5 protein-coding genes are annotated in these 7,325 nt (G+C 75.5%); all 5 read left to right on the forward strand.

Features of this window, described 5'->3' with window-relative positions:
* The coding region (locus ABZ914_RS42715) for an FtsX-like permease family protein (protein ID WP_500200497.1) at positions 1-1,689 on the forward strand (1,689 nt) is incomplete at its 5' end.
* Positions 1,690-1,774: 85 nt separating this feature from the next.
* Entirely contained in the window at positions 1,775-3,295 is a 1,521-nt protein-coding gene (locus ABZ914_RS42720) for a DUF2079 domain-containing protein (RefSeq protein ID WP_500200498.1), read from the forward strand.
* Positions 3,296-3,675: 380 nt separating this feature from the next.
* Positions 3,676-4,326, forward strand: a complete 651-nt coding sequence (locus ABZ914_RS42725; protein ID WP_500200499.1) for a thymidylate synthase family protein — start codon at positions 3,676-3,678, stop codon at positions 4,324-4,326.
* Between the two features lie 207 nt (positions 4,327-4,533).
* Positions 4,534-6,120 carry a phosphoglycerate dehydrogenase gene (gene serA, locus ABZ914_RS42730; RefSeq protein WP_433139867.1) on the forward strand — a complete coding sequence of 529 codons (1,587 nt, stop codon included), beginning with the start codon at positions 4,534-4,536 and terminating at the stop codon, positions 6,118-6,120.
* Between the two features lie 495 nt (positions 6,121-6,615).
* The coding region (locus ABZ914_RS42735; protein WP_500200500.1) for a (2Fe-2S)-binding protein at positions 6,616-7,325 on the forward strand (710 nt) is incomplete at its 3' end.

Below are 7,325 nucleotides of genomic sequence, written 5' to 3' on the forward strand. Positions count from 1 at the left end.
GCGTGCGGCGGCGACGCCGAGCACCTGCGCGCCGTCGTGCTGGCCGGCGGCCTGGTCCTCGGGGGCGCCGCCGCGGTGGCCGGAGCACTGCTCGGGCTGCTCGCGGCGGCCCTGGCCAAGCCGCTGTCCAAGGAGTTCCTCGGCGTCGTCCTCGGCCCGTACGAGGTGCCGTGGGCGCTGGTCGCCGTGACGATGCTGCTCGGCGCGGGCAGCGGCGTCCTGGCCGCCCTCGTGCCCGCCCTGCAGGCCGCCCGGATGGACGTCGTCGCCGCCCTCGCCGGGCGCAGGGAGGCCGTCCGGGCGCGCCGCGGCTGGCCGGTCGCGGGCGCGGTCCTCGTGCTGCTCGGCGTCGCGGCCTCCCTGTTCGGCACCCGCGCGCTGCACGAGCTCGGGGCCGCGCTGGGCGCCGCCGCGATCGTCATCGGATGCGTCATGGCCACGCCGTGGCTGGTCGGCGCGGCGGGCCGGGGCGCCCGGTGGCTCCCGCTGCCGCTGCGGCTGGCCGTCCGGGACGGGGCGCGCAACCGGGGCCGCGCCGCCCCGGTCGTCGCGGCGATCATGGCGGCGGTCGCCGGGATCACCGTGTTCGCGATCGGCGTCGCCAGCGACGCCCGGCAGGAGCGCGCCGAGTACGAGCCCCGGCTGCCGATGGGGTCGGCGATGGTCCGGCCGCCCGTGGGGAAGGCGGACGCCGTCACCGCCGCGATCGGGCGGGAACTGCCCGGGGTGCCGCTGGTCCCGCTGCGGACGCTGCCGGGGGAGGGGTCGGCATGCGATCAGGACGACACCGCGAGGTGCCCGTCCGTCGCGTTCGCCTCCGGGCCGTCCCGGAGCAGGACGGTCGTGCTGGACAACGTCGTCGGCGGCGCGCGCGAGGCGCGCCTGCTGCTCGGCCGCGACGATCCCGCCGTGACGGCCGCGCTCGCCGCCGGGAAGGTCGTCGTCTTCGGGTCCCCGCCGCTGCCCGGCGGCACCACGACCGCGACGGTCTCGTACTGGAAGGACGACCGGCAGCACACGCTGCGCACGGTGCGCGGCGTCCCGGCGGTCGCCGTCCGCGAGGACCCGCACGTCCAGGCCCTCGTGCCGCCGTCGGTCGCGGCGCTCGCCCGGGTGCCCGTGCGGACCGAGGCGCTCGGCGTCGACCGGGCCGACCACCGGGTCACCGAGGCGGAGCAGTCCCGGCTGACCGAGGTCCTCGCCGCCTTCACCGACACCGAGGACACCGTCTACGTCGAACGCGGGCACGTCGATTCGCCCTCGCCGATGCTTCTCGCGCTCGCGATCGCCGGGGCCGTGCTGGCCTTCGGCGGCACGATGATCGCGACGGGGCTGGCGGCCGCGGACGCCCGGCCCGACCTGGCGACGCTCGCGGCGATCGGCGCCCGGCCGGGCACCCGCCGGCTGCTGTCGATGGGCCAGGCCGGGTTCGTGGCCGTCCTCGGCTGCTGGCTCGGCATCGCGGCCGGGTTCGTGCCCGGCGTCGCGGTCGCCCGCCCGCTCACCGAGGTCGCGGCGGTGCCGGCCGGCCCGGACGGGGCGCCCGCGGTCCCCGGGCACGGCCCGACGCCGGACGTCCCGTGGTCGCTCCTCCTGGCCGTCGGGGTCGCCGTCCCGCTGCTGGCGGTGGTGGCCGCCGCCGTGTTCACGCGGCGCGGCCTGCCCCTGACCCACCGTCCCGCCGACTGACGGGATTCGCCGCACCTCGACGGGCCCCGCCGACGGGGTGAGGGGCGTCGGTTGGGGCCGTCGAGGGGCTGGTAGCGTCCGGCGCGTGGCGGAGGTGGAGGCGGTCGCGGCGGAGGGGCCGGTCGGTGCGGGACGCCTCGGCACGCGGGCTCGGCGGCACGTCTGGGCGATGGCGGCGCTCGTCACGGCGAGCGCCGCGCTCGACTCCGCGTTCGCGCTGCTGCGGCTGCGCGCGTTCCGGGCCAGCACCTACGACCTCGTGATCTTCGACCAGGCGGTCCGGTCCTACAGCCGGTTCGGCGCGCCGGTCGCGATCGTCAAGGGCGTCCACAACGGGTTCGGGCCCGGCTTCTCCGTGCTCGGCGACCACTTCTCGCCGCTCCTCGCGGTGCTGGCGCCGCTGTACTGGATCCACGACGGCCCGGGGACGCTGCTGGTCGCGCAGGGCGTGCTGTTCGCGCTGGCGATCGTGCCGATCTGGCGGTTCGCCGAGCGCCGGCTCGGCGCGGGCGCCGGGTACTGCGCGGCGGGCGCGTACGCGCTGTCGTGGCCGGTCGCCGAGGCGCTCGCGTTCGACTTCCACGAGGTCGCGTTCGTCCCGCTGCTGTCGGCGGTGATGATCGAGCGGTACGACGCGGGGCGGCGCGGCCGGGCGGCGCTCGCCGCGTTCCTCCTGCTGCTGGTCAAGGAGGACATGGGGCTGCTCCTCGCGGGGTTCGGGCTGTTCCTGCTGACCCGCCGCGGGGAGCGGCGCGCCGGACTGGCCTACCTGGCCGCGGGCGGCGCCGCGACGGCGGTGTGCTCGAAGATCGCCATCGCGGCCTTCGGCGGCGACAACGATTACTACTGGGCCTACAGCTCGCTCGGCCGGGACCTCCCGCACGCCGCTGGGCACGTCCTGACGCACCCGTGGGACGCTGTCGCGCTGATCGGCACCCCGCCGGCCAAGCTCGCCATGATGGGGCTGCTCGTCCTGCCTCTGCTGCTGCTCCCGCTGGCGTCCCCGCTGACGCTGGTCGCCCTGCCGCCGCTGCTGGAGCGGATGCTCGCCGACCGCTTCGCCAACTGGTGGGCGCCGCACTACCACTACAACGCGTTCATCGTCGCGGTGCTCGTCCTGGCCGCGGTGGACGGGGCCGCGCGCCTGCGGCGGAACGCCCGGCTGCGCTCGCGCGCCCGCCGACTGGGGCGGTTCGGGCGGCGCCTTACCCCCGGGTGGGTCCCGGCGGCCGGCCTGCTGGCCGCGGCGATCATCACCGTGCCGTTCTTCGCGTTCGGGGATCTCAGCGATCCCGCGCTCTACCGCCGCAACGAGCGCGCCTCGGCCGCCGCCGCGGCGGTCGCGAAGGTCCCGGACGGGGCGCTGGTGGAGGCCGCCAACGGCGTCGGACCGGGCCTCACCGGACGGACCCGCGTGCTCCTGTGGGACTGGCAGCCGCGCAACGCCCCGTGGGTCGTCGCGGACGTGCGGCGGCACACGTTCCCGTTCCCGTCGGTGGCCGAGCAGCAGCGGCGGGTCGCCCTGCTGAAGGCGTCCGGCTACCGGGAGGTGTTCGGCCGGGACGGCTACGTCGTGCTGCACCGGGACGGCCCGGACCCCTGGTGAGCGCACCGTCCGCCGCCGGGAAAGGCGGCGATCGTTTGGACGGATTGTCCAATGACCTTTGCGCGCCGGGGCGGTCAGAATGCCGGTGGAGATGGCTTCCAGGGTAAAAGAACCTATCCTTTTGGCGCACCTTGCCGGATACTTGAAGAAAGTCGCGACGGCCACGGCCGGCGCGGGAGCACCTGCGCGAACGCTCACGTGACCGCCGCCGGAACGGCGCTGGGGCGTGCACATGGACGGCGAGAGGCCGACAGGGACCGGACCGGGACGGCCGGCCGGGCGCGCGGCGCAATTCCTCACCGGCGCGGCAATGCCGCGGCCGGCGAAACGCCCGTTCCGCATTGGCGGTGATCGGGCCGGCAATGGCGCGGAGAGGTGACGTGCAGGCGCGAGAGGACAACGGCGTCCGGCGCTGGGAGACGTGCGGGAGGGCCTGGATCGGCGTCCTCCGGCACGTGTGGGCGGCCGGCGTCGCCGGCATGGAGGACGCGGGGCCGATCATCGAAGGGCCCCCGCTGCTGTTCGAGATCGACTCGCTGAGCTGGGAGGACCCGATCCTGCGCGAGTACGGCGACCGCGCGCGCCTCGCGCACCGCGACCGGGAGCGCGAAGGGGAGCGCGACCGGGACGCGGCGGCCGGCCGGTACGGGCCCCGGCTGCGCGACATCGACGGCGTCGACCAGCTGCACTGGGTCGTCGGCCTGCTGCGGGCCCGGCCGTGGACGACCAGCGCCTGGATCTCGCTGACGCTGCCGGGCGGGGACGCCGCCGCCGTGCCGTGCCTGACCGCGCTGTCGTTCCGCATCCGCGGCTACCGGCTGATCATGACCGGGATGTTCCGGTCCCAGGACGTCTTCCGCGGCTACCTGGCCTACGTCCCGCTGCGCGAGGTCCAGCTGCATGTGGCCGGGCGGCTGGGGCTGCCGGCCGGGCCGCTGCGGATCTTCGTGGACGTCCCGCACGTCCGGGTCGCCGACGCCGAGCGGGTCGCCGCCGTGCTGGCCGCGGTGCCCGAGCCGAACGCCGCCTGACGAGCGCCGCCCGTACGGAGCGACGCCGGAGGTAAGGGCGGCGCGGGCCCGGCGGACACCCCGGAGTTACCGACGGGTCTTTCCCTGTCGCGAACCCCGCCGCCCGCCGGGGGATAGACTCGCCGCTGGGGGCGAGGGCACGACGAGGTGACTCGCGCACTTCACCTGCACATCAGCCGAACATCCGACTTCCGAAGGACTGTTTCCTTGAGCAAGCCCGTCGTCCTCGTCGCAGAAGAGCTCTCCCCGGCCGGCATCGCCGTGCTGGAATCCGACTTCGAGGTCCGTCACGTCGACGGCAGCGACAAGGCCAAGCTGCTGCCGGCCGTCGCGGACGTCGACGCCCTGATCGTCCGCAGCGCCACCAAGGTCACCGCCGAGGTCTTCCAGCACGCCGGGAGGCTGCGCGTGGTCGCGCGGGCCGGCGTCGGCCTCGACAACGTCGACGTGGAGGCCGCCACCAAGGCCGGCGTCATGGTCGTCAACGCGCCGACCTCCAACATCGTCACCGCCGCCGAGCACGCGATCGCCCTCCTGCTGGCCACCGCCCGGAACGTTCCGCAGGGCCACTCCGCGCTCAAGCAGGGCGAGTGGAAGCGGTCCAAGTACACCGGCGTCGAGCTGCAGGGCAAGACCGTCGGCGTGCTCGGCCTCGGCCGCATCGGCGTGCTGGTCTCCCAGCGCCTCGCCGCCTTCGACATGAACGTGATCGCGTTCGACCCGTACGTGCAGGCGGCCCGCGCGGCCCAGCTCGGCGTGAAGCTCGTCACCCTGGACGAGCTGCTCCAGCAGAGCGACTTCATCACCGTCCACCTGCCGAAGACCCCCGAGACCCTCGGCCTCATCGGCGACCGCGAGCTGCACCAGGTCAAGCCGAGCGTGCGGATCGTCAACGCCGCGCGCGGCGGGATCGTCGACGAGGAGGCGCTCGACCTCGCGCTGAAGGACGGCCGGGTCGCCGGCGCCGGCATCGACGTGTTCAGCAGCGAGCCCTGCACCGACAGCCCGCTGTTCGTGCACGACAACGTGGTCGTCACCCCCCACCTCGGCGCCAGCACGCACGAGGCGCAGGAGAAGGCGGGCACGCAGGTCGCCCGCTCGGTGAAGCTGGCGCTGTCCGGCGAGTTCGTGCCGGACGCGGTGAACGTCCAGGGCGGCGCGGTCGCCGAGGACGTCAAGCCCGGCCTGCCGCTGGCCGAGAAGCTCGGCCGGATCTTCACCGCCCTCGCCGGCGGCGTGCCCGTCCGGCTGGACGTGGTGGTGCGCGGCGAGATCGCCGAGCACGACGTCAAGGTGCTGGAGCTGGCCGCGCTCAAGGGCGTGTTCTCGGACGTCGTCGAGGAGTCGGTGACCTTCGTCAACGCGCCGCTGCTGGCCCGCGACCGGGGCGTCGAGGTCACCCTCACCACCAGCGAGGACAGCCCCGACTGGCGGAACGTGGTGCAGGTGCGCGGCACGATGGGCGACGGCGGCGTGGTGTCGGTGTCCGGCACGCTGACCGGCCCGAAGCACGCCGAGCGGATCATCGAGATCAACGGCTACAACATGGAGCTGGTGCCGACCGCGCACATGGCGTTCTTCTCCTACGTCGACCGGCCGGGCATCGTCGGCGCCGTCGGCAAGCTGCTCGGCGACGCCGAGGTCAACATCGCCGGCATGCAGGTCGGCCGGGACGCCAAGGGCGGCAAGGCGCTGATCGCGCTGACCGTCGACTCCGGCATCCCGCCGCAGCTCGTGGACGCGATCTCCGCCGAGGTGGGCGCCGACATGGGCCGCCGCGTCGACCTGGACTGATCCGGGAGAGCGAGAGGTGACCGCCGCGGGCGGGCGTCCGGCACGGGCCGGGTGCCCGCCCGTCGTGGTCGTGAGCACCGTCACGTCTCATATGTTGAGATTTTACGCCACGGGTCGGGACAGTCGCCTGGACGGCGGGTACCGTCGAAGGCAGTCATGCGGCGTTTCGTGGTAATCCTTCGCTGCCGCAGCGGGGCCTGACATCGGCGGGCCGGCGCCGCTGCGGAGGTTCGACCCGGCCATGAGCCCGATTCCGCGCCCGGACCCGTGCGAACCACGCGTCCCGGGCGGCCCGGCATCCAGAGTCTCGGCGATTCGGAGCGAATCATGAACGACACCACCCGTACCGGCACGCCCGCGGACGACGCCGCGGAGGAGGCCGCCCGCGCCCTGCAGACGGCCCTGGACCGCCGCGACAACGGCGGCCACCCCTCGCGGTAGCGCGCCCCGGGCCTCCCGGCAGACGCGCCGGCGCGGCATGGCAGGGTGAACGCCATGCCGTCGCCGATGCCCGCCGGGGCCGGGGAGGTCGCGGAGGCGCTGCGCGCCGCCGGGCGCCTCGGACCCTACTTCGAGATCACCACGGACCCGGCCGAGGAGGCCGACCCGACGTGGCGTCCGCTGCCCGAGCGCGACCCCGCGCGGCTCGCCGGCCTCACCGGCCTGTACGCCGAGCGGCTCGGCACCCGCGAGCGGCGCGTCGCCGCGTCCATCCTGTTCCAGGGCCTCGCGTCGCGCCTGTGGTCGCCGGTCGTCGCGGCGGCGGCCCGGGGCGTCGTCCCCGACCTGTCCGGCCTGCACTGGCGGTGGGCGCCCGGCGCCCCCATCGCGCTCTGGCTGGCCGAACCGCGCGGGCACCGGGCCGGTGGCACCGCCGAAGCGGCCGGCCTGGTCCACGACGCGGTCGTCACCGGCCAGCTGGAGCCGCTGCGCGCGACGATGCTCACCTTCACCCGCCTCGCGGACGGCCTGCTGTGGGGGAACGCGGCGTCGGCGCTCGCCGGCGGCCTGAACGTCGGCCCGCCCGACGCCGCCCGCGCCGCGCTCGTCCGCGAACTCCTGGCCCGGCCCCCGCTGGCGGGCGCCGGGGCGTTCGGCCCGCGCGGCTTCGCCCGGCGCAACTGCTGCCTGTACTACCGCGTCCCGCCCGGCGGCGAGATGTGCGGCGACTGCGGCCTGCGCCGCCCGCCGCGCCGCGACGGGCC

It is taken from the genome of Spirillospora sp. NPDC046719 (assembly GCF_040645715.1).
Lineage (GTDB): Bacteria > Actinomycetota > Actinomycetes > Streptosporangiales > Streptosporangiaceae > Spirillospora.